We start from the raw sequence: 20,800 nt of genomic DNA on the forward strand, positions 1-20,800 counted from the left end.
ATGCAATATCGAAATCAGACCCTTGAAGCCCTAACCGCCTAGAATTAAAACCAGTCCAACTTTCGGGGGCCAGTTCAGAGGCCCCGGGGCTTAGCGCGCGCTAGGCGGAGAAGGCGAAGTGGTTCCTTAAGCCTTCAGGCCGTCGATTACCTGGTTGTACTTGTCGACCGGGCGCATGACGGAGGTGGTCTTGGCCTCGTCCGGCAGGTAGTAGCCGCCCAGATCCGCCGGGGAGCCCTGAACGTCCAGCAGGGCCTGAGCGATCTCGTCGGCCTGCTCGTTGAGCTCCTTGGCGACGGCGGCGAACTTCTCGGCCAGCTCGGAGTCGTCGGATTGGTTAGCCAGCTCGTCGGCCCAGAAGGCGGCCAGGAAGAAGTGGGAGCCGCGGTTGTCGATCTCGCCGACCTTGCGGGACGGGGACTTGCCCTCGTTCAGCAGGCGCTCGGTGGCGCGGTCCAGGGCGGCGGCCAGCACACCGGCCTTCTCGTTGCCGTTGGACTGCTGCTCGTGGCGGAAGGACTCGGCCAGGGCCAGGAACTCGCCCAGGGAGTCCCAACGCAGGTGGTTTTCTTCCTCGACCTGCTGGACGTGCTTCGGGGCGGAGCCGCCTGCACCGGTCTCGAAGAGGCCACCGCCGGCCATCAGCGGGACGACGGAGAGCATCTTGGCGGAGGTGCCCAGCTCCAGGATCGGGAAGAGGTCGGTGTTGTAGTCACGCAGGACGTTACCGGTCACGGAGATGGTGTCCTCGCCGCGGCGGATGCGCTCCACGGAGGTCTTGGTGGCGGCCACCGGATCCATGATCTCGATGTCCAGGCCCTCGGTGTCGTGGTCGCCCAGGTACTTCTCCACCAGGGAGATCAGGTTGGCGTCGTGGCCGCGCTCCGGGTCCAGCCAGAAGATGGTCTTCATGCCGGACAGGCGGGCGCGGTTGACGGCCAGCTTGACCCAGTCCTGGATCGGGGCGTCCTTGGTCTGGCAGGCGCGCCAGATGTCACCGGCCTCGACGTCGTGGGAGATCAGGACGTCGCCGGCGGTGTTGAGGACCTCGATCTTGCCGTCGGCCGGGGACTTGAAGGTCTTGTTGTGGGAGCCGTACTCCTCCGCCTTCTGGGCCATCAGGCCGACGTTCGGGACGGTGCCCATGGTGGTCGGGTCGAAGGCGCCGTTGGCCTTGCAGTCCTCGATGACCGCCTGGTAGACGCCGGCGTAGGAGGAATCCGGGATGACGGCCAGGGTGTCCTGCTCCTCATCGTTCTTGTTCCACATGTGGCCGGAGGTGCGGATCATGGCCGGCATGGAGGCGTCGATGATGACGTCGGAGGGCACGTGCAGGTTGGAAATGCCCTTGTGGGAGTTGACCATGGCCAGGTCCGGGCCGGCCTCGTAGGCGGCGTCGAAAGCGGCCTTGATCTCTGCGCCGTTGTCCAGCTTCTCCAGGCCGTCGTAGATGGCGCCCAGGCCGTTCTCACCGTTCAGGCCGGCGGCCAGCAGCTCCTCGCCGTACTTGTCGTAGACGTCGGCGAAGAAGGCGCGCACGACGTGGCCGAAGATGATGGGGTCGGAGACCTTCATCATGGTGGCCTTCAGGTGCGCGGAGAACAGAACGCCCTCTTCCTTGGCGCGCGCGACCTGGGCGCGCAGGAACTCGTCCAGGGCCTTGGCGGACATGAAGGTACCGTCGATGACCTCCTTGTCCTGGACCTTCAGGCCGTCCAGCAGGACGGTCTCGGTGCCATCCGCGGCGGTGTGCTTGATGGTCAGGGAGTCCTCGCCGTCGATGATGACCGACTTCTCGTTGTGGCGGAAGTCGCCGTCGGACATGGTGGCGACGTTGGTCTTGGAATCAGCGGACCATTCGCCCATGCGGTGCGGGTGCTTCTTGACGAAGTTCTTCACGGCCTCCGGCGCGCGGCGGTCGGAGTTGCCCTCGCGCAGCACCGGGTTCACGGCGGAGCCCTTGACGGAGTCGTAGCGGGCCGCGATGTCCTTTTCCTCGTCGGTGGACGGGTTGTCCGGGTAGTCCGGCAGGTTGTAGCCGGCGGCCTGCAGCTCCGCGATGGCCTTCTTCAGCTGGACCAGGGAGGCGGAGATGTTCGGCAGCTTGATGATGTTGGCTTCCGGGCGCTTGGCCAGGGCGCCGAGCTGGGCCAGGGCGTCGTCCTGCTTCTGCTCGTCGGTCAGGCGCTCCGGGAACTGGGCGACAATGCGGCCAGCCAGGGAGATATCCGCGGTCTCGACGTCGATCCCGGCGGTGGAGGCAAAGGCCTCGACGACCGGCTTGAACGAGTAGGTCGCCAGCAGCGGCGCTTCGTCGGTGCGAGTCCACATGATTTTAGCCAAGGTAAGTATCTCCTCTTGCGTAGTGTCGATTAACTAAAGTACAGCTTGGACCAGTTTACCCCGCCCCAGCGCCGAATTCTATGGATTTTTAGGAACCCGCCCGGCCCAGGCGCCAGTACCCCATAAAAGACACCTGCCGGCGGTCGATGCCGCATTCCTTCACCAAGTAGCGCCGCATGCCGGTCACCACGCCCGATTCCCCGGCGATCCAGTAATAATCGCTTAACGCCGGACCCGCGGGCGGGAGGGTCTCGCCCGATGACGAAAATTGGGGGGTCTCCCACACCAGGGTGGCGCCCCCGTCGGAATCAGTGGCGTCGCAATCTTCTCCCGCGTCAGCCGGCCTATTGGCCCCGGTAGTCTTTTCTGCCGTTTCTGCCTTTTGTTCCTTTTGTTCCGCAGTCTTTCCTGACCCTGCGGCGGCCGACTGCCGCAGGGCGTCGGTGAGCAGGCTCCCGCGCGGGGCGTTTTCCCGGACCAGCCACGTCAGCTTCACCCGGTCGGGCAGCGCGATGTCGCGGGACTGGGCCTCGGCATCGGCGGCGGAGGGCACTTCGAGGAAGGCGTGGCCGGCCAGGCCGGTGGGCCACTCGTCGAGGATGCGGGCGATGGCGGGCAGGGCGGTCTCGTCGCCGAAGAGCAAGGCGCGCTCGCTGTTGTCGGGCCGGAATTCGATGCCGGCCCCGGTGGAATCATCCGCCGTCGGCCCTATCAGCCACAGCTTATCGCCGGGCTGGCAGGACGCGGCCCACGCGGAGGCGGGGCCGGGGTTGGCGCCGGAGTGCAGGGCGAAGTCAATATCGACCTCGTCGCCGCGGCGGGCGCGAATGGAATAGGTGCGCATGTCTCCGCGCACGCGGGGATCGAGGCCGCGCCAGGTAGCGAACCAATCAGCCGTGCCCGCGAAACCGGTCAGCGGCTCGGGGCCGGGGATGATGAGCTTGATGCGCAGATCCCGGATCGGACCGGCCGGGCCCATGTCCGCCAGGCCGGACAAGGTCACGCGCTGGAAATTGGGGCTAATACGCTGGCTGGCCCGGACCCGGGCGAGGAAAGGCAGAAATGGCATGGGGTAGACCTCTAAGAATCTCGATGGAGTAGGCGGTGTAGGGCTAGTGCTCTTTATGCTCTTTAACGCGGTTGCTCTTTGGTGGGGTGCTCTGGGACGTGGTGCCGGCCCATGGGCATTACGGCCGGGGTACCGGAGACCGGGTCGGTGATGACCTGGCAGCCGATGCCGAAGACGTGTCGGACGGCCTCGGGGGTAATGACCTCCGCGGGCGCGCCGTGGGCGTAGATTTCGTCGTCGGAGACCGCGACCAGCTCGTCCGAGTAGCGGGCGGCGAGGTTGAGGTCGTGGAGGACCATGACGATAGTGGTCCCGTTGTCCCGGTTGAGGTCGGTGAGCAGGTCGAGGACCTCGAGCTGGTGCTTGACGTCAAGGTAGGTGGTCGGCTCGTCCAGCAGGAGAACGTCGGTGCGCTGCGCCAGGGCCATGGCGATCCAGACGCGCTGGCGCTGCCCGCCGGAAAGCTCGTCGACGGCGCGCTCGGCCAGCTCGGCGGTGCCGGTGGCCTCCAGGGACTCGGCGACTATCCGGTAGTCCTCCTGCGACCAGCGGCCGAGCAGCCCCTGGTGCGGGGTGCGTCCGCGGCCCACGAGATCGGCCACGACGATCCCGTCCGGGGCGACCGGCGACTGCGGCAGTAGGCCCAGCTGCCGGGCCAGCTGCTTGGTGGGCAGGGAGTTGATGTCGTAACCGTCCAGGTAAACCTGACCGGAGGTCGGCGCCAGTAGCCGGGACAGGCAGCGCAACAGGGTGGACTTGCCGCAGCCGTTGGGGCCGACGATGGAGGTAATCGCGCCGGGGGTGAGCTTGACCTCGAGGCCGTCTAAGACGGTGCCGTGCCCGTAATCGAGGCGGAGGTCGCGGGCGTGTAATTGACCGGTCATGACTTTCCTAACGCAGGGATCGGTTTAGCGATGGGATCGGATAAGAACGAGGATTAAGAAGGGCGCGCCCAGCACGCCGGTGATAACCCCCACGGGGTAGCGGGTACCGAAGAAAAGCTGGCCCGCTAGGTCCGCGGCCAACACCAGCACCGCGCCGACGAGGGCGGCGGGAGCCAGCACGGGGAAGCCGCGCGGGACCAGCCAGCTGGCGATGGGACCGGACATGAAGGCCAGGAAAGCGATGGGTCCGGTGGCCGCGGTGGCCACGGAAACCAGCGTGACCGCGCCCAGGATGAGCAGCCCGCGGGAGAGGTTGACGCGCAGGCCAAAACCAATGGCCAGCTCGTCGTTTAAGCTCAGTAGGTTGAGCACGTGGGACAGCACCAGCATGCCGGGTGCGACGATGGCGACCACGACCAGCAGGGGCAGGCCGCGTTCCCAGCTCATGTTGTTGAGGGAGCCGGTAATCCAGCGGGTGGCGGTGTTCAGATCCCGCGCGGCGGCTTGGGACAGCGCGTAGTTGACCCAGGCCTGGAGGAGGGCGGCAAAGCCGATGCCGATGAGGATGAGACGCGTGCCCGAAAAACCCGACTTCAGGCTGGTGAGGTAGATGATGAGCGCGACCACCAGCGAGGCCACCAGCGCGATGGCGGAGGTGGCCGTCTGGGACAGGTGGAGGAAGGTGATAGCGGTGACCCCGGCAGCCGAGGCCCCGGCGGAGATGCCAATGATGTCCGGGGAGGCCAGCTGGTTGCGCAGCAGGGTCTGGAAGGTGGCGCCGCCGATGCCGAAGGCGACCCCCGCCGCGACCGCCGCGGTAGCCCGCGGCAGGCGCAGGTCACCGACCGTGAAGGAAGCGCCCGGGACCGTCTGCCCGCGCAGGACGCGCAGGATCTCCCCGGCCGAGTAGGTGGTCTCACCCACCATGAGGGTTATCCACCACAGCGCCAGCACGGCGATGCCCAGTAATACCAGGGTCACGGCGTAGCGGGCGCGGCGGCGGTTGCGCTGGGCGCGCAGCCGGTCGGCGCTGAGCGCGGGGTAAGAAAGCTTGGTCACGCGAGCTCATGCACCTTGACTTGGCGGACAATCCAGATGAACAGCGGGGCGCCAATGAGCGGGGTGATGATGCCGACGGCGAGTTCCTCGGGGCGGATGACAAGCCGCCCCACGGTATCGGCCACCGTCAGCAACACCCCTCCCGCTAGGGCCGTCGCGGGAACTAGCCAGCGGTTGTCGGGGCCCATGAGCAACCGCATAACGTGCGGGACGATGAGGCCGACGAAGCTGACGGGCCCGGCTAGGGCCGTGGCGGTGCCGCACAGGACGACGACGCCGACGGTAGCCAGCAGGCGGGTGCGCAGCACCTTGACGCCGAGCCCCGTGGCCACGTCGTCGCCGAGGGCCAAGGCGTTGAGCCCGCCCGTGTGCATCACGACGATCAGCAGGCCCAGCACCAGCAGCGGGGCCGCTATTCCGAGCAGGTCCCACTGGGCGCCGCCCACGGAACCGATCTGCCAGAAGCGGAAGCGGTCCATGACGTCGGTGCGCGGCAGCAGGATGGCGCTGACCAGCCCGGAGCAGGCTGCCGCGGTGGCCGCCCCGGCCAGGGCGAGTTTGAGTGGGGTGGCCCCACCGCGCCCCAAAGAGCCGACCACGTAGACGAAGACGGCCGCGGCAAAAGCGCCCACGATGGCCACCACCATGGTGCCGAGCGCGCTCGCCAGCCCGCCGAAGGCGATGCCGATGACGACGGCCAAGGACGCGCCGGACAAAACCCCGAAGATTCCCGGATCGGCCAGGGGATTGCGGGTGACGGCCTGCAAGGTGGTGCCGCTGACGGCAAGGGCCGCTCCCACCACTAGCGCCATGACGGTCCGCGGGAGGCGGGTATAAGCCACCGCCTGCTCCGGGGTGGCAGACAGGCCGCGGAGGGCGTCTAGGGCGTCGGCGACGCCGATGGAGCGGGCCCCGAACATGACGGAGCTGACCGCCGCCGCGACGGCGGCGAGGATAAGCAGGGCGACAACAGCGGAGTTTTTAATCTTCAACGGCGTCGTTCAGAATTCGGAAGTAGTCGTCGATGGTCGGCGGCAGGGCCAGCGGGGACTCGTTAGCGGCCGCCCCCAGCGGGCCGTCGGGCAGCAGGGCGATGCGGCCGTCGCGGACGGCCGGGATCTTCGACAGCAGCGGGTCCTTCTGCATGTCCTCGATGGCCTTAGCATCCTCGTCCGCATTGCCGGAGGAGTAGGCAATGAGGAAGCCGACGTCCGCGAACTGCTCGGGGTTTTCGGCCGAGACTTCCTCCCAGAAGCTTTCGGCGTTTTCCGAGTGATCCTTGACGATCTGCGGGGCCTCGAAACCGTGGTCTGTGAGGAAGCCCATGCGGGTATCCCCAGTGGTGTAGAAGCCGATCTTCGACTTGTCCGCCGCGCCCCCGAAGGCGGTGAACAGCGGCTTGGTCCCCTTCAGCTTCGGGTACTTCTCGAGCGCGGCGTCCACCTGCGACTCCAGATCCTCCAGGAGCTCGCGGCCTTGGTCGGGTTTGCCCAGCGCCTGGGAATTTAGAGTGACCATGTCCTCCAGCGAGGTCGCCCAGGGAATGTCGGGGTAGGCGACCACCGGGGCGATTTTGGACAGGGTGTCGTAGTCCTCCCGGGTCAGGCCGGAGTAGGCGGCCAGGATGACGTCCGGCTGGGTGTCCGCAACCTGCTCGAAGGGGATGCCGTCGGTCTCGTCGAAGAGCGCGGGCTGCTCGCCGCCGAGCTCGTCGATCTTGTCCTTGACCCAGGGCATCATGCCGTCGTTGTCGTCGTCGCCCCAGGTGACCTTCGCCATGCCGACGGGCACGATGCCGAGGGCGAGCGGGACCTCCTGGTTGGACCAGCCGACGGTGGCCACCCGCTGCGGGGCATGTTCGATGGTGGTTTCGCCGAAGGCGTGAGTGACGGTGGTGGGGAACTGCTCCGCGTCGGCGTCGTTGGTCGCGCTATCCCCGGAGGCCGAGTGCGCCGACGAATCGCTGCCGGCCTCATCCCCGTTGGAGCATGCGGCCAGCCCGAAGGACAGGCAGGCGGCGGTGGCGAGGGCTGCGGCGGTGCGGGCGGGGCCGGCAAGGCTGCGGCGACGGGTGGCAGAGGGGAGATGGGAGTTGCTCATGGGCGGGAACCTCCTAGGTGGGGCTTGTTTAGGCTTACCTACTCTAGTGGCAGGGGGTGGGTGCAACCTAGTCGGGGTAAAGTGATCTATATCACCGGCTACGTGTGTGCGTTGGGAAGTTCACGGGAATATGGCGCTGACGTGCGAATATATTTGCCGCGGCGTACTCTAAGCCCGATGCGCAACCAATCAGAACCCCAGAAGCGACAGCCCGGGCGGGCCCTGCGCCGCCAGCCGAAGCCGCGGCAGACCGAGATCTCCGAGCTCCGCCGCCGCGTGGTCATGGTCGCGCTGGCGCTGGGTGGATTCGGGATCGGCACCACGGAGTTCGTCTCCATGGGCCTGCTGCCGCTCATCGCGGACGACTTCGGCATCACCGAGGACCAGGCCGGCCACGCCATCTCCGCGTACGCGCTGGGCGTGGTGGTCGGCGCGCCGCTGATCACCGCGGTCACCGGGCGCACGCCGCGCCGCCGGCTGCTCATCCTGCTGATGATCGCCTTCACCCTGGGCAACGCCCTGTCCGTGGTGGCTGCCAACTACCCGCTGCTGCTGGCCGCCCGCTTCATCGCGGGCTTGCCGCACGGCGCGTATTTCTCCGTCGCCGGCCTGGCCGCGGCCTCGATGGCCCCGGCCGGCAAGCGCGGTAAGGCCGTGGCCCTGGTGGGCATGGGGCTGTCCGTGGCGACCGTGGCCGGCGTGCCCGCCGCCCAGGCGCTCGGCGTGGCGGCCGGCTGGCACGCGGCCTACCTCCTGGTCGCGCTCATCGGCGTGGCCACCCTGGTGGCCCTGTGGTTCCTCATGCCCCACATGACCCGCATGCCGGCCACGTCCGTGCGCACGGAGCTCGGCGCCTTCGGCCGCAGCCAGGTCTGGCTGACGCTGGCCATGGGCACGGTCGGCTTCGGCGGCATGTTCGCGGTCTATACCTATATCTCTTGGACCATGACCGAACGCGCCGGCCTGGACCCGTCGCTCATCTCGTTGGTGCTCATGGCCTACGGAATCGGCAATGTGGCCGGCAACTACTTCGGCGGCGCCCTGGCCGACCGCAACCTGGAAAAGGGCATCCTGTTTTCCCTGGTGATGATCGCCGTGGTGCTCGTGGCCTTCTACTTCACCTCCCAGTCGCCGGTGCTGGGCGTGCTGAACTTCGGCATCATCGGCTTCTTCGGCTCCTCCCTGGTGCCCTCGCTGCAGATCCGGCTCATGGACGTGGCCGGCGATGCCCAAACGCTCGCCGCCGCGCTCAACCACTCCGCGCTGAACCTGGCCAACGCCTCCGGCGCCGCGCTGGGCGGGGCCGTGGTCGGCGCCGGCCTCGGCTACGCCAGCCCGGCCCTGGCCGGCGCGGGCCTGGCGGTCAGCGCTATCGTCATCTGGTTCATCACGCAGGCCGCCAAGGCCCGCGCCGCGAAAACCCGCTAATGTACGGGCCTTCCACGGCCCGTCGAAGCGCAGCCCGGCTGCCGTGCCGCGCCGACTGCGCTCCCTAGTCCCGCTTTCCGGAAGGAGGGAATTTCCATGTCCCGTTTCCACGTCCCGCAACCGCCCGTGCGCCGGCGCCCGCGGCCGGTCCAAACCGATATCACCCCGGCCCGCCGGAAGGTGGTCATGCTCTCGCTGGCCCTGGGCGCGTTCGCCCTGGGCACTACCGAGTTCGCCGCGATGGGGCTGCTGCCGCTTATCGCCGGGGACTTAGGCGTGACGGAGGACCAGGCCTCCGCGGTGATTTCCGCCTACGCCCTGGGCGTGGTGGTCGGCGCGCCCGGCGTGGCCGCGCTGACGGCCCGGCAGCCGCGCCGGCGCCTGGTCATCGTTCTGCTGGCGGTCATCGTGGCCGGCAACGCCCTGTCCGTGGTGGCCGGCTCCTTCCCGGTGCTGCTGGGCGCGCGCTTTGTCGCGGGCATCCCGCACGGGGCGTATTTCTCCGTGGCCATGCTGTCCACGGCGTCGATGTCCCCGCCCAAGGAGCGCGGCCGGGCGCTGGCCTTCGTGGTCACCGGCCTGACCGTGGCCACCATCTTCGGCGTGCCGGCCGCCCAGGCCGTGGGCGATGCCGTCGGCTGGAAGGCCGCCTTCGGGATCGTCGCCGGCCTGGCCGCGGTGGCCCTGGCCCTGCTGTGGGTGGTCATGCCGCACATGACGCTCATGCCGGCGACCTCCCTGCGCACTGAGTTCTCCGCCCTGGCCAACCGCCAGGTGTGGCTGACCCTGGCCATCGGCGTGGTGGGATTTGGCGGCATGTTCGCCGTCTACACCTACATCACCTGGGTGATGACCGAGCGCGCCGGGCTGGACGCGGGCTGGATGTGGCTCATCCTCATGCTCTTCGGCCTGGGCATGACCGCCGGCAACTGGCTGGGCGGCCGGCTGGCCGACTGGAACGTCGAGCGCGGCCTGGTGATTTGCGTCGGGCTGCTGTGCATCTCCCTGCTGGCCTTCTACTTCGCCTCCACCGCGGTGGTGCCGGCCATCGTGACGTTTATGTTCATCGGCGTTTTCGGCATGGCGCTGCAGCCGCCGCTGCAGGTGCGCCTGCTGGACTACGCGGGCAAGGCCCAGACCCTGGCCGCCGCGCTCAACCAGTCCGCGCTGAACACCGCCAACGCGGCCGGCGCCGCCCTGGGCGGGGCCGTGGTCGGCGCGGGGTGGGGCTACGGCTCCCCGGCGCTGGCAGGCGCGGTGCTCGCCGCCATTGCCGTGGGCATCTGGGCGCTCGCGCAGCGCGCGCGTTAAGCTTTGCAGCATGAGCTTTACCATCGCCACCGTCAACGTCAACGGCATCCGCGCGGCCTGCAAACAGCGCAATGAGAACAACCCGGGCATGAACGCCTGGCTACAAGAAACTGATGCTGACGTGGTGCTGATGCAAGAGGTGCGGGCCTCCCAAGCCCAGGCCGAAAAGGCCCTGGCCCCGGCCCTGGAGGCCGGCTGGCACCTGGTGATGGCCGAGTCCTTAGACCCGGGCACCAAGGGCCGGGCCGGGGTGGGCATTTTGTCCCGCACCCCGCTGCGCGATGTCGTGGTCGGGCTGGGCACCTTCGGCGACTCCGGGCGCTGGATCGAGGCCACCGTCGAGGACCCGGCGGCCGCCGCTGGCGGTAGCCCCCTGCGCGTGGCCTCGCTCTACCTGCCGAGCGGGGACACCGGCACGGCCAAGCAGGACCAGAAGTACCGCTTCCTGGGTCAGTTCTCCGAGGTCCTGGCCGAGCGCGCGGAAGCTTACCCGCAGATGGTCATCGGCGGCGACTGGAATATCTGTCACCGCTCCCAGGACCTGAAGAACAACAAGCCCAACGAGAAGGTCTCCGGCCACCTGCCGGAGGAGCGCGCCTTCATGGACCACGTCTTCGGCAGCTTCCCGGACGCGAACCCGCAGGACAAGGCCGGCCTGGGCGACTGGCGCGGGGTCGTGGACTACCCGGGCGGCGAGGTCTGGACCGCGGCCCAAGAACCGGCGTGGTTCGACGTCGACCGGCGCCTGCACCCGGACCCGGAGCAGGACGGCCCGTACACCTGGTGGACCTACCGCGGGCAGGCCTTCAACAACAACGCCGGGTGGCGCATCGACTACCAGGCCGCCACCCGGGCCATGCTGGACCGGGCCCAGCAAAGCCGCGTGGACAAGGCTCCCACGGTGGAACAGCGCTGGTCCGACCACTCCCCGCTGCTGGTGACCTACGCTTAAGAAACGGCGGGAGAATAGATTGACCCCACTGTTTAGCGTCCTCTACATCATCGGAATCACCGCCGAGGCGATGACAGCCGCGCTGTCCGCCGGGCGGCAAAAACTCGACCTCTTCGGCGTGACCCTGCTGGCCGCGATTACGGCCCTGGGCGGGGGCACCGTGCGCGATATGGTGCTCGACGACTACCCGCTGACCTGGGTGGGTCAGCCCAAATACCTCGTCTTCGTGCTGGTGGCCGCCCTGATTACGGTGTGGATGTCGTTTTTGATGCACTACTTCCGGCACCTGTTTTTGATCCTGGACGCGCTCGGCCTGGCGGTCTTTTCGGTGCTGGGTACGCAGGCGGCGCTCAACCTAGGCCACGGGTTTGTCATCGCCTCCGTCGCCGCTATCATCTCCGGTGTTTTCGGCGGCATCCTGCGCGACTTGCTCTCCGACCGCGTGCCGCTGGTCTTTTCCGGTGAGTTCTACGCCTCCATCTCCCTGGCCGCCACCGCGGTCTACATGCTGCTGCTTAAGGCCGGCCTGAGCGTGGAGATCACCGCGATCGCCACCGTCATCTTCGGCTTCTGCGCCCGCCTGTGGGCCATCTACTCCAAGCGCGGCCTGCCGGTTTTCGAGTACAAGGGCGCCGAGCAGCCCATCGACCCGCGTCTGCGCCTGTCCGCCCGCCTGGTGCGCGACGGGGCGCGCTCGATGAAGCGCCGCGCCGGCAGCCTGGCCAGCGGCCGGAGCCTGCGCTTCGACGCCTCCGCCTACACCTCGGTCAACCGCCAGACCGGCAAGCACGCCCGCGGCAGCCGCGACCGCGATCCGCAGCAGCAGTGGGTCATCCAGCGCCCCCGCAAGGCGGCCCAGCCCACCCGGCACGCCAAGCCGGACCCGAAGCGCCAAGCCGCGGCGGGCAAAAAGCCTAAGCCCAAGCCCAAAGCCAAGTGGCCGCGCCTGCCGAAGGGCGGCCTGCCGCGGCGCAGCCGCCCGGATGAGGGGCAGTGGGAGCAGAACGATTAAGGCAATCTGCGTGCCCGGGTGCTAAACTATGGCACGCACAATATTTCCCGGAAAACTTGGAGTTAATAGAAACTATGGCGCGCGCAATCATTTACTTCGTGCTCGGTGCTGTCTTGCTGGCACTCGGTATCTGGTGGTGGACCGTGATGGGCCCGAGCTTTGCCTTCCTGCTCCCGACCATCACGATGGGTATCGGCGGCGCGTTCATGGTGGCCGGCTGGGCCGTCCTGATGGACGTCAAGAGCCCCACCAGCCGCAAGCTCTAAGCTTTCCAAGCAAACACCAACCGCCAGGCACCGCGTTGCCCGGCGGTTTTGTCATGCCGGGCGGCGGGGGATCCGCGCCCGCAAGGGGGCGTTGTGACTCGGGCGGGGGTAACAGGGATTACACTTGAGCTATGACTGATCAGAACGCGAACGCGGCCGAGGCCGCGACCACCCGAGTACTATCCGGCATCCAACCCACGGCGGATTCCTACCACCTGGGCAATTACTTGGGAGCGTTGAAGCAGTGGATCGAGCTGCAGAACAACCACGACGCGTTCTACTTCATCCCGGATCTGCACGCCATTACCGTCGAGCAGAACCCGGAGGAGCTGCGCCAGCGCACCCTGACCGGGGCCGCGCAGCTTATCGCGCTGGGCATCGACCCGGACAAGTCCACCCTCTTCGTGCAGTCGCACGTGCCGGCCCACGCGGAGCTGACCTGGGTCCTGCAGTGCCTGACCGGCTTCGGCGAGGCCTCCCGCATGACCCAGTTCAAGGACAAGTCCGCCAAGCAGGGCTCGGAGCGGACCTCCGTGGGCCTGTTTACCTACCCGGTGCTCATGGCCGCGGACATCCTGCTCTACTCGCCGCACTACGTGCCGGTGGGCGAGGATCAGCGCCAGCACCTGGAGCTGACCCGCAACCTGGCGGAGCGTTTCAACGGCAAGTACGGCGAGACCTTCCGCGTCCCGGAGGCCTTCATCCCGGAGGGGTCTGCCAAGATTTACGACCTGCAGGAACCGACGGCGAAGATGTCCAAGTCGGGCGACAACCCGAAGGGGATTATCAACCTGCTGGATCCGCCGAAGACCTCGGCCAAGCGCATCAAGTCGGCCGTGACGGACGACCTGGGCGTGGTGGCCTTCGACCGCGAGACCCAGCCGGGCGTGTCCAACCTGCTGGCCATCCAGTCCGCGCTGACCGGCAAGGCCATCGACGAGCTGGTGGAGTCGTACGCCGGCAAGGGCTACGGCCACCTGAAGGTGGATACCGCCGACGCCCTGGAGGCGTTCACCACCCCGCTGAAGGCTCGCTTCGACGAGCTGATGGCGGACCCGGCCGAGATCGAGCGGATCCTGGCCCGCGGCGCCGAGCGCGCCTCTGAGGTGGCCCAGCCCCTGGTAGACGACGTCTACGCCAAGGTAGGTTTCCTGCCTGCGCGCCGATAAGCAATTACGGTTAAGCTGTCAAGACAGCCGCAGGAAATAACTTAGCCCGCAATCAAGCCCGTCCCCCGAGCCCAAGAGGAGAGCCCGTCGTGGCAGCCAAGACCACCTCGCGCCGCGAGAACACCGACCAGTACGGCATCGAGCGCACCCGCCAGGATGAACCCGGCGCCGTAGACAAGTTGCGAGACAAGTCCCGGATTGTTGAGCGCACCATGCGCATGCAGGAGCGCTATTCCGCCGAGGGCGGCAACCAGTTCGCCGCCGGCATTACCTACTACTCGGTGCTGGCCATGTTCCCGATCCTCATGCTGGTCATGGCAGCAGTGGCCGCCGTGCTGGCCAACCGCCCGGACCTGTTCGAGCAGGTCCAGGACCAAATCACCAACGCCGTGGACGGCGACCTAGGCGATACCCTCAACGAGGTCCTGCAGACGGCCGTGGACCAGCGCGGCGCCATGTTCGGCATCGGTGGTATTACCGCCCTGTGGTCCGGCCTGGGCTGGATGAACAACCTCCGCGTGGGTATTTCCGCCATGTGGCGCATCGACGCCACGGAGGGCGGCAACTTCGTGGTCAAAAAGCTCAACGACCTGATTGGCCTCATCGGCCTGCTGCTGGCCTTCGCCGTGGCCTTCGGTGTCACCGCCGCCGGTACCTCCGGCCTGACCCAGAAGGTCTTCGAGTGGGTGGGCATCGAGTCCTTCCCCGGCATGAACTTCGTCCTCTTCGCTGCCGGCCTGGTGGTCGGCCTCATCGCCAACTTCCTGGTCATCTGGTGGCTGGTGGTCGTGCTCCCGCGCACCAAGGTCCCGACCAAGTCGGGCCTGCAGGGCGCGCTGCTGGGCGCCATCGCCTTCGAGGTCATCAAGCAGCTGTCCACCGTCATCATGTCCTCGGCCACCGGCTCCCCGGCCGGCGCGGTCTTCGGCCCGGTCATCGTGCTGATGATTGTGATGTACCTGATCTGGCGCGTGGTGCTCTACGTCTCCGCCTGGACCGCGACCACCGATGAGTCGCTGGCCCAGACCCCGCTGCCGGCGCCGGAGCCGGCCGTCATCCGCGTGCGCAACGAGGTCCACGAGGGCCCGAACACCGGTGTTACCCTGGGTGCCGGCGCAGCCCTGGGCGCTGCCGCCGCGGGTATACTGGCACTGCTCAACCGCAAGAAATAAGTTCTGACGAGGTAATTTAAGCGAGGTTTTCCCGGATGGCCACTGCGCACAATCTCTACCAGGCGCACCAACTTGATACCAGCGATAGCTGCCAAGCCCTGGGGATCATCATGGCCGGCCGGGACGCGCGCCTGCAGAGCCTGGGCGAATCCGAGCAGTCGCCGCAGCGCCGCGAGGCCCAGCTGGTCTTCGCCGTGCTGTCCAGCCCGCAGCGCCGCGAGCTCTACGATGCCGCCATCTCCGCCGGCCGCAGCGTTGACTGGTCCGACCTGGAGCACCTAGCCAACTTCGACCGCTGGCCGGATCCGAACCTCGCCCGGCCGGTCACCAAGGCCGACCACCAGCAACCGCCGCAGCAGGCCCAGCGCCCGCAACAGCCGCAGCAGGCCCAACAGTTCTTCCAGCAGCCGCAGCGGCAGGCGGAAACGCAGCAGGGCTCGCCCTACGGGCAGCCGCAGACGCAGTACGCCCCGCCGGCGTCCCCGTACGCGCAGCCCTTTAACCCGCACCAGGTGGCGGCTAACAACGCGAACGTTCCGGCAGTCCATAACGCGAACCTGCCGGCGGCCCAGCGCTACGCGGACGCGGTGGCGGCCAACCCGGAGGTCGAGCGCATCGCCGCCCGCCCGAGCGCCGGCGGTCGCTTCGGCATGGCCCTGTTCGACGGTTTCCTTGCCACCGCCGCCTCCGGCCTAGTCGTCGGTCTACTGGGCGCTGGCGGTGGGGTGCTCTCCGACGCGATGAACGGAACGCTGGGAGTTGTGGTCTTCACCCTGTTCTTCATCGCCTACTTCCTAGGCTTTGAGACCTACATGGGCGGCACCCCGGTCAAGCGCATGATGGGCTACAAGGTCGCCGACGTGGAGACCGGCCGGAACCTGACCCTGGGCGAGTCCGCCAAGCGGCAGTGGTTCCGCGTCGTGCAGATCATCCCCGGCCTGGGTTCGCTGGTCTCTATGGGCGGTTCCCTGTTCGTGCTGGCTTCTATCAGCCCGTCTAACGAGCTGCGTGGTTCCCACGACCGCTGGGCCGACGCCGAAGTAACGAAAAAGCCGCGGCAGCAATAACGATGACGGCCACCGCCGCCACCGCGGCGATGCCCAGCCAGCCGTCTGATTTCTCGATCCAGCTGGCGCGCTGGTGGGTGCCGGCATCCGCCGGCGGGGCGGGCGTGGGGGTCGCGTCCTGGGCGGCGCTATCTTTTTCCTTCTCGTCCGCTTTCTCTTCGTCGAGGCTGCCGATGCCGGACCCGGCCGGGACCTCGTAGGCGGCGTGGAGGAGCATCTGGGCCTGCTGCCAGGCGCGCGGGCCGTGCTCGATGGTGGTGTCCAGGATGACGGCCTGCAGGCGGCGGCCGTCGCGGTCGAGGGCGCCGACGAAGGTGTGGTGGGCGTCGTCCGTATAGCCCGTCTTGCCGCCGATTCCGTCCGGATCGTGCATGAACAGCCCGTTGTCGTTGCCCAGCTCGTAGCCTGGGTGATCCTCGTAGCCGGGGAAATCCACGGACTCGGTGTTGACTATCCGCGCGAAGGTCGGGTTGGCGTAGGCCGCCCGGTAGATGCGGGAGATGTCCCGGGCAGAAGTCGACATGCCGGGCGCGTCCAGGCCGGAGTAGGAGGCGGCAAAGGTCGAGGTGGTGCCCAGCTCGTGGGCCAGGGCGTTGACCTTTTCCAAGGCCTTCTCGTCCCCGCCGAGCTCCTGGGCCAGCGCGTGGGCGGCGTCGTTGCCGGAGGCCATGAGCAGGCCCTGGAGGAGCTGCTCGATGGTGTAGCGCCCGCCGGCGCCGATCCCGACCGAGGAGCCGGTGATGCCGGCGGTCTCCTCGTTGGCCACGACCTCCGTGTTGAGATCCAGCTCGTCGATGGCGACCAGGGCCAGCAGGGCCTTGATGATAGAAGCCGGGCGGTAGCGCCCGTCCGGATCCTTCTGCGCGATGATTTCGCCGGTGTCGATGTCGCTTACCATCCAGGCGCTGGCGACGACCTCGGGGTTGAGATCGAAACCTTTCGGCGCGGTGACACCGCAGGCCGCGCCTTCCACCGGCGGCAGCGGGGAGGGGGATTCCTGGCCGGGCGCGAGGTTCTCGGAGGTGGTGCTCGGCTCAGCCGGCACGAGGGAGTGCGGGCAGTCGTTGGTATCCGGCGCGGTGGTGCGGATGGAGCTGCTCGGCTCGTCGCCGGTACCGTCGTCCTGCAGGCCCTCGGCGGCCTCGGCATCGGTCAGATCGGCGGCGGGGTCCTCAAAACCCTCGGGCACCCCGGCGGCCGGATCGCCCGGCCCGGCCTCCTGGGCCTGGGCTTGGGCGGCGACTCCGGCGGGGGAGTGGGCCGCCACGACGGGTGCGGGGGCGACGAGGGCTGCGGCTAGAGCTGCAGTGATAATTCTTTTCATGGCATGACATATCTTAAAGGCACACCTACTATGGCCGGTATGCATGACGCACCATTAATTAGTCCGGAAAACAAAGACGCGGACGCGGACGTTTTCGCCCAGCTGCCGAAGATCACCCTCTTCGAGGAGCTTGGCGCCACGGTCGCGCAGGCCGGCAGCCCGGCGGATCTCACCGCGGCGGTCTTCAAGCACCTGCAGCAGCTGGTCGAGGACCACGTGGTCTATGCGGAGCTGCGCTTTAACCCGGCCCGCACCCAGCTCGCGGCGGAAGAGGCGCTGGCCGCGGCCGTGGCCGGGCTGGACGTCGAAGGCATCGACGCCCGGATCATCGTCACTGCCGAGCGCGGCGCGCAGGATACCGCGGCCGTGACCCAGCTGGCCCAGCTCACCGTGGCCCAGCACAGCGGCAAGGTCGTCGGCTTCGAGCTCGCCGCGGATAGCGGCCAGGAAGGCCATGATGACCAGGCCGCGGCGCCGCTGGCCGGCTTCGCCGAGGCCTTCCAGGCCCTGCGCGAGGCCTACGTGCCTTTCGCGGTGCGGCTGACGGCCGCCGGCGATGCGGAGGACATCGGCCAGGCGCTGCAGGCGGGCGCGACGCGGCTGACGCTGACCGCCGGCATTATCGATGACTTCAGCGCGACGCTGGAGGGCATCGAGCCGGGCCGGGTCTCGGCCTGGGTGCGCGACCGCCACATCCTGCTGGATGCCGCACCCCGCTTCGAGGTCGCCCGCGGCGAGATCGAGGAGCTGGTCGACCACCCGCTGCCGCTGTTACAGCAGCTGGGCTTCAACTGCGCGGTCAGCTCCGGGGCGTGGGACACCGGCAGCATGACCGAGCAACTTAGTGCCCTGGCGGAAACCTTCGGCTACGGGCTGGAGGAATTCTTCGACCTATCGGTCAACGCGATAGAGCACTCCTTCGCCACCCAGGAGGACCGCCAGCACCTGCTGGAAACGGTGCTCCTGCCGGCCTACGAGGAGCTCTCCGACGCCGAATTCGCCGAGGACCACCACGAAAACGACGGCGCCGAAGACACCCCAGGTGCTGCCGAAACCCCAGGAGAAGAGGTATAAACCATGTCGAAAGTACTGTTCGTAATCTCCGCGGCGCAGGAATGGACGCTGGCCGACGGCAGCACGCGCGAGACCGGCTTCTGGGCCGAGGAGCTCGTCGCCCCTCACCGCACCTTTGCCAACGCGGGCTGGGAGATCGCCTTTGCCACCCCGGGCGGGCGCGAGCCCGTCGTGGACGAGGCCAGCCTGGACAGCCTGAACGAGATGCAGCGCGAGTCCCAGGAGGACTACCTGGCGGCCATCCACTACGAGCTGTCCCAGCCGCTGGATCTGGCCGAAGTCGACGAGGCCGACTACGACGTCGTCTTCTACCCGGGCGGCCACGGCCCGATGGAGGACTTGGCTGAGGACGCCACCTCGGCGGCCCTGCTGGCCCGCCGCCACGCGGCCGGCCGCCCCCTGGCGTTGCTGTGCCACGCGCCGGCGGCGCTGCTGGCCGTGCCGGCCGAGGAGAACGGCGAGTGGCCGTTCGCCGGCTACGAGATGACCGCCTTCAGCGACGTCGAGGAGGGCGAGGAGACGCTGGCGAAGGCGAAGTGGAGCCTGGAGCAGCGCCTGCGGGAGCTGGGCGCGGACTACCGCGCTGCGGATCCCCTCCAGCCCAACGTGGTCAAGGACCGCCACCTGTTTACCGGCCAGAACCCGGTCTCCTCGGAGCCGCTGGCCCAGCGCATCCTGGCCGCGCTGCGCTAGTCAACAAGCAAAAAGCCAGCACCGAAGAAAAACACTCGGTGCTGGCTTTCGCTATGCCGGCGGCTTTTCTCCGCCGGCGGGGCCTAATCTTGGCCTAGAACTTGGAGAAGCGCTTGACCAGCATCTCCTCGAGCTCCTTCCACGCCTCGGCATGGTCGTTGAACGGCTTGGACGGCACGTAGCCGGCCTGCTCGGTCGAGCCCAGCATGTAGCCCAGGTAGTCCTGGAAGCGCGGGTGCGACAGGAAGAAGGAGTTCACCGAGTCGTCGCCGGCCCAGTCGGCGGCATCCGCGCAGATCTCGTAGCAGCGGTTCATCTGCTGCGAGTCGACGTGCTCCGGGCCCTTCTCGATGTCCCGGGCGATCCCGTTGAAGGTGTACTGGTTGTCCGGGTGGACGGTGACCTCGAGCTCGCCGGCGTTGCCGGCGTTGACGATGTCCTCCCAGGTGGACACGCGGGCCAGGTCGTGGTCGTCGTTCTCGATGACCCAGCGGGCCAGGTGCTTGCCGGTGGGGAAGGTGAAGATCTCGCCCCACTTGCCCAGAAAGACCGGGGAGGAGCCCAGGTAGGTGCGCAGCGTGTACACGGACTTCTGGTCGATGGTGATCTTCACCGGGTCGATGCCGGCGGCCGCCCAGATGGACTTGTCGTAAGGATCGGCGGCCTCCTCCTCGGCCTTGCGGGCCGCGGCGGCGTCCTCGCGGGCCTGGCGGGTGGCCGCGGCGGCCGCGGTGATGCGCTTGTCGGCGTCCTCAACCTGGGCGGAGTCGAACTCGGAGCTGTCCACTACCTGGGTGTGGGCCTCCAGGTCGTCTAGGACCTCGGCCCAGTTGCCGGCGACTACGCTGCCGACGCCGGTCCACTCGCTCATGCCCTGCGGGCCGGCGTAGTGGTCGGCGCCGCGGGCGACGTTGCGCAGCAGGGAGTGGCTGGCGAAGAAGATCACGGAGTGCTCCGCGCCGGAGACCTCCGCCAGGGACTGGGTCAGCTCGAAGTTGCGGGCCACGGTGCCGACGTTGTCGTGGCTGGGCGCGCCCGCCAGGCGGTTGGGCACGTCCACCAGGTCGTAGACGTCGCGGGTGGCCGGGGTGATGCGGTCCTCGCCGCGGGCGGCGAAGGCCTGCCACTCCGGGTGATCGAGCAGATCGTGTTTGTGGTCGGATTCCACGTAGCACAGCAGCTCGGCGGCGGAGCCGAACAGCAGGACGGCTTCGTCATTGCCTAAGAAGGCCTGCCACTCGGAGCCGTCTTGGCGCCATTTCGGGGCCCACAGGGTGAAGTAATCACCGGCGGGCAAACTCAGCTTTACGGGAACGATCGCGCGGGTGCTCATGGCGTTTAAGTCTACCCAAACCTCCCGCCCGGATAGGCGACCCGCCCGGGCTTTAGCCGGTAGGCCGCCAGAATCCGTGGAACTGCATCCCGATATTGGAGGTGCGCACCGGGTTGACCTGGACCGGATCGCCGGCCTCGACCATCTCGCCGTTGCCGGCGTACATGGCCACGTGCCCGTCCCATACCGCCAGGTCGCCCTCCTGCAGCTCGCTGGCGTCCACCTGCCGGCCGACGGCCTGCTGGTCCGCCGTGCGCGGCAGGTCGACCCCGGCCTGGGCGTAGGCCCACTGGGTCAGGCCGGAGCAGTCGAAGCCGTTCGGGGTCGTCCCGCCCCAGACGTAAGGCGTGCCCTGCTGGGACAGCGCGGCCTTAACCGCCGCCTTGCCCGCGGCGTTGCCGCCGTCATCGGCGCCGGCATCTTCCTGGTGGGCGACCGGCTCAATCTCGTGCTCCGGCGCGGTTGCCGGCAGGGCCTCCGGCCCGCGGCCTCCGCCGGCGCCGGGGGAGGCGGCGCGTGGTAGAATATTTGTCCTATGTGCCTG

19 protein-coding genes are annotated in these 20,800 nt (G+C 67.9%); 10 read left to right on the top strand and 9 right to left on the bottom strand.

Translation table 11 applies throughout. From position 1 onward, the window contains the following. Positions 1 to 126: 126 nt before the first annotated feature. From ACEE23_RS10855 to ACEE23_RS10880, 6 genes are all read right to left on the bottom strand, one after another. Positions 127 to 2,343, bottom strand: coding sequence for an NADP-dependent isocitrate dehydrogenase (locus tag ACEE23_RS10855; RefSeq protein ID WP_448872810.1), 2,217 nt, complete (start codon positions 2,341 to 2,343; stop codon positions 127 to 129). A gap of 88 nt (positions 2,344 to 2,431) precedes the next feature. Beyond that, positions 2,432 to 3,412: a siderophore-interacting protein gene (locus ACEE23_RS10860; RefSeq protein WP_448872812.1), complete on the bottom strand. Its 981-nt coding sequence runs from the start codon at positions 3,410 to 3,412 to the stop codon at positions 2,432 to 2,434. Positions 3,413 to 3,474: 62 nt separating this feature from the next. Continuing rightward, the gene (locus ACEE23_RS10865; protein WP_448873609.1) at positions 3,475 to 4,296 is read right to left on the bottom strand and encodes an ABC transporter ATP-binding protein; all 822 of its coding nucleotides are present in this window, start codon (positions 4,294 to 4,296) and stop codon (positions 3,475 to 3,477) included. A gap of 24 nt (positions 4,297 to 4,320) precedes the next feature. Then, entirely contained in the window at positions 4,321 to 5,355 is a 1,035-nt protein-coding gene (locus ACEE23_RS10870; RefSeq protein WP_448872816.1) for a FecCD family ABC transporter permease, read from the bottom strand. Further along, a complete protein-coding gene (locus ACEE23_RS10875) occupies positions 5,352 to 6,347 on the bottom strand; it encodes a FecCD family ABC transporter permease (RefSeq protein WP_448872818.1) in 996 nt (331 codons plus the stop codon). The genes ACEE23_RS10870 and ACEE23_RS10875 overlap by 4 nt, the downstream gene beginning before the upstream one ends. After that, on the bottom strand, positions 6,337 to 7,455 hold the full coding sequence (locus tag ACEE23_RS10880) for an iron-siderophore ABC transporter substrate-binding protein (RefSeq protein ID WP_448872820.1): 1,119 nt from the start codon (positions 7,453 to 7,455) through the stop codon (positions 6,337 to 6,339). The genes ACEE23_RS10875 and ACEE23_RS10880 overlap by 11 nt, the downstream gene beginning before the upstream one ends. Before the next feature lie 177 nt (positions 7,456 to 7,632). On the opposite strand from ACEE23_RS10880, the gene ACEE23_RS10885 reads away from it, so the two are divergent. The 8 genes from ACEE23_RS10885 to ACEE23_RS10920 all read left to right on the top strand — a co-directional run bounded on the left by ACEE23_RS10885 (position 7,633) and on the right by ACEE23_RS10920 (position 15,832). Beyond that, a complete protein-coding gene (locus tag ACEE23_RS10885; RefSeq protein WP_448872822.1) occupies positions 7,633 to 8,883 on the top strand; it encodes an MFS transporter in 1,251 nt (416 codons plus the stop codon). Positions 8,884 to 8,979: 96 nt separating this feature from the next. Then, on the top strand, positions 8,980 to 10,194 hold the full coding sequence (locus tag ACEE23_RS10890; protein ID WP_448872824.1) for an MFS transporter: 1,215 nt from the start codon (positions 8,980 to 8,982) through the stop codon (positions 10,192 to 10,194). A gap of 10 nt (positions 10,195 to 10,204) precedes the next feature. Next, a complete protein-coding gene (locus ACEE23_RS10895; RefSeq protein ID WP_448872826.1) occupies positions 10,205 to 11,146 on the top strand; it encodes an exodeoxyribonuclease III in 942 nt (313 codons plus the stop codon). 19 nt (positions 11,147 to 11,165) lie between these two features. Continuing rightward, entirely contained in the window at positions 11,166 to 12,158 is a 993-nt protein-coding gene (locus ACEE23_RS10900) for a trimeric intracellular cation channel family protein (RefSeq protein WP_448872828.1), read from the top strand. Positions 12,159 to 12,232: 74 nt separating this feature from the next. After that, entirely contained in the window at positions 12,233 to 12,424 is a 192-nt protein-coding gene (locus ACEE23_RS10905) for a hypothetical protein (protein ID WP_070769226.1), read from the top strand. A gap of 131 nt (positions 12,425 to 12,555) precedes the next feature. Then, complete coding sequence (gene trpS / locus ACEE23_RS10910) at positions 12,556 to 13,593, top strand: tryptophan--tRNA ligase (RefSeq protein ID WP_448872830.1); 1,038 nt, start codon at positions 12,556 to 12,558, stop codon at positions 13,591 to 13,593. An 89-nt stretch (positions 13,594 to 13,682) separates the two neighbouring features. Beyond that, positions 13,683 to 14,765 (top strand): YhjD/YihY/BrkB family envelope integrity protein, encoded by a 1,083-nt coding sequence (locus ACEE23_RS10915; RefSeq protein ID WP_448872832.1) that lies wholly within the window; start codon positions 13,683 to 13,685, stop codon positions 14,763 to 14,765. Between the two features lie 35 nt (positions 14,766 to 14,800). Further along, positions 14,801 to 15,832 carry an RDD family protein gene (locus ACEE23_RS10920; protein ID WP_448872834.1) on the top strand — a complete coding sequence of 344 codons (1,032 nt, stop codon included), beginning with the start codon at positions 14,801 to 14,803 and terminating at the stop codon, positions 15,830 to 15,832. Here ACEE23_RS10920 and ACEE23_RS10925 read toward each other — a convergent pair. Beyond that, the gene (locus ACEE23_RS10925) at positions 15,762 to 17,156 is read right to left on the bottom strand and encodes a D-alanyl-D-alanine carboxypeptidase family protein (protein WP_448872836.1); all 1,395 of its coding nucleotides are present in this window, start codon (positions 17,154 to 17,156) and stop codon (positions 15,762 to 15,764) included. The two genes, ACEE23_RS10920 and ACEE23_RS10925, sit on opposite strands and share 71 nt — an antisense overlap. Positions 17,157 to 17,195: 39 nt before the next feature. Here ACEE23_RS10925 and ACEE23_RS10930 point away from each other — a divergent pair, with 39 nt between their 5' ends. Both ACEE23_RS10930 and ACEE23_RS10935 read left to right on the top strand, forming a co-directional pair. Continuing rightward, positions 17,196 to 18,230 (top strand): adenosine deaminase family protein, encoded by a 1,035-nt coding sequence (locus tag ACEE23_RS10930; protein ID WP_448872838.1) that lies wholly within the window; start codon positions 17,196 to 17,198, stop codon positions 18,228 to 18,230. A 3-nt stretch (positions 18,231 to 18,233) separates the two neighbouring features. Further along, entirely contained in the window at positions 18,234 to 18,923 is a 690-nt protein-coding gene (locus ACEE23_RS10935; RefSeq protein WP_448873611.1) for a type 1 glutamine amidotransferase domain-containing protein, read from the top strand. 94 nt (positions 18,924 to 19,017) lie between these two features. On the opposite strand, the gene ACEE23_RS10940 is transcribed toward ACEE23_RS10935, so the two are convergent. Both ACEE23_RS10940 and ACEE23_RS10945 read right to left on the bottom strand, forming a co-directional pair. After that, on the bottom strand, positions 19,018 to 20,256 hold the full coding sequence (locus tag ACEE23_RS10940; RefSeq protein ID WP_448872995.1) for a hypothetical protein: 1,239 nt from the start codon (positions 20,254 to 20,256) through the stop codon (positions 19,018 to 19,020). Between the two features lie 52 nt (positions 20,257 to 20,308). After that, a partial coding sequence (locus tag ACEE23_RS10945; protein WP_448873613.1) for a C40 family peptidase occupies positions 20,309 to 20,800 on the bottom strand: 492 nt, incomplete at its 5' end.

It is taken from the genome of Corynebacterium sp. 32222D000AT (genome assembly GCF_053546955.1).